The organism is Sphingobacterium sp. GW821-FHT03E03, assembly GCF_059420745.1.
Genome location: NZ_JBWKUH010000060.1, coordinates 1 through 2,106, shown reverse-complemented (window position 1 = coordinate 2,106; position 2,106 = coordinate 1). Strand labels below are relative to the sequence as shown.

The window sequence follows — 2,106 nt, the reverse complement described above, 5'->3', positions numbered from 1 at the left end:
CGATCGGTCCGATTATGAAATGAGGCATCTTGTTATGCCGTAGGGTGAGCGCAAAGGCGACTCACTAAATACCCTTTTTAATAAAGAAATTGAAATTACCGACAACGTTGTTGTTGAGTATTACAAGGAGGGAATACACAATTATATTTGTGCATATTCAGAATTTGTGATCCCAATGATATACAATTTCAGACGCTCTTCGACCTAAAAGGAGTTGAAAAGTCTAAAAATAACAAAATAATATTTTCTCAAACTTTCCGTAAGTTCTTGAAAATTAAGTAATATAATTCACGAAATTATCTATGTTGAGGCATCTTGTTATGCCGTAGGGTGAGCGCAAAAGACGACTCACTGAATACCCTTTTTAATATAAAAATATTAATGCTTGTTGAGATACATTTGACGCTATTTTTGTTGACATATATTATGGAAAGTAGGATGTTGCTGAAGTAAAAATATAGGGTATACACAACTCTGGCTCTCCGATTGATAAAATTAATTATAGCTGTAAACGACTACAAAAAGGAGGTGTTAACAATTGTTATCTTTGCATAGTCAAAAAACAGTGACGACTATAACCATAAATTGAGTCAAGCTCTTCGGCTTGCAGTTGGTAATCACAAAATGTAGGGTGTGTACAACTTTACCTAGAAAATTTCAACTAAATGCTCTGATGTTGGTAACCTTCATTTGTAGGGTGTAAACAACTTTTCGCATCTTAAAAACACGAAATTTACAGATATTCGTAATTTTCATTTCCAGAATATACACAACACGAACTCTCGAAGTAGGATATGCAGATTAGAAGTTTCTAATCACAATATGTAGGGTATATGCAACTATGTATTTACCTGTAACTGTTTTCCCCAGGGTATCCGCAACGTAGAAAATAGTGGGGCTAGGTCTCTCCTATTTGTTGGTGATCACAGAAAGTTATAGGGTATATACAACTAACCAGTTAGAGACGCTTTTCCGATCAGGCTGTTGATGGCAAAATGATCTTAACACAACAATATTTCTACTCCACTACCAATAAGTTTTTATAAACACATAACGATTTAGACTTACCCGGCTTCGGTTTCCAAAAAAAGTCCGTCAAGTCCGCCGGAGCTGTGGTAAGTTTTTTATGTACTGTTAACCCTAAAAACTAAATATGAACCTAATTTTATCTAATAAAGACATTAAATCAGCACTAGAAAGCCTGCATCAAGGGGATGAAACCGGCCTCAAATTCTTCTATCAGAAGTTTTATGACTACTTCTTCTTTCGGGCACAGCGTGCCACGGATGATGAATGTGCCGGCGAAAGTATCGTTCAGGAGGCTTTCCTCCGTCTCTGGCTTTTCCGTGAAAACGTAAATTCCGAAGCCGACATACTTGACTTTTTAAAATCTCAGGTCAGATCTGCCATTCGGGCTTTCTATCAAAAATCCCGAAATAGATTTCATCGCAGCCTGCTCCGTCTGGACAGCATCGAAGACTATCAGGAGTTTATGCTGGGCTACGAACTGGAAGAAGATCAGGAAGAAGATGTCGTGTATCTCGAACAGCTGGAAGAGGAGAAAAAAAAGAAACTGGAACGGCTGCATGCAGTTCTTCCCAACCTGAATACGGACCAGCAGCTCTTTATCCGGCTCTGTCTCAAACATAGTTTCAACTACGAACGTATCGCTTATTATATGGGCGGAATATCAGACTATGAGATTAGTCTGAGAGTGGAGAAAACAATTGACCTGCTGCGCACCATCCTGAATAGTGAAGAGAAAATGCAACTTATCGCAAAGCCTGCTGAATTCAGGCTGAACGGTGAAATGACGGAAGACGAAGCCGAAGTCTTCCGTATGCGCTATGAACTGCAATATTCCTTTGACCGGATCTCTGAAGCATTACAACTGGACGGGGGACAGGTACGTACATTGTTCATCAATGCGCACACAAAAATTAAGTCTGCAAAAGAAATGGCATAAACCAAATAAAGAGAGATATGGCTACTGATACAATGGTGCTGACCCGCAAAATTCAGATATTCGTGGACTGCGAGGATAAGGAAAAACGGTCGGAATATTTTAAACAGCTTTTCGAATGGCAGGATATTGTCTTCCGTGGT

Annotated in this window: 1 protein-coding gene; it reads left to right on the top strand. The window is 39.0% G+C overall.

All coding sequences use genetic code 11. The features are described 5' to 3' along the window. Positions 1-1,153: 1,153 nt before the first annotated feature. A complete protein-coding gene (locus AC07UV_RS25600; protein WP_495185837.1) occupies positions 1,154-1,966 on the top strand; it encodes a sigma-70 RNA polymerase sigma factor region 4 domain-containing protein in 813 nt (270 codons plus the stop codon). Positions 1,967-2,106: the final 140 nt, after the last annotated feature.

Excerpts from the sequence above, each read along its gene's own strand:
- AC07UV_RS25600 (WP_495185837.1), top strand. The coding sequence starts at position 1,154 with ATGAACCTAATTTTATCTAATAAAGACATTAAATCAGCACTAGAAAGC.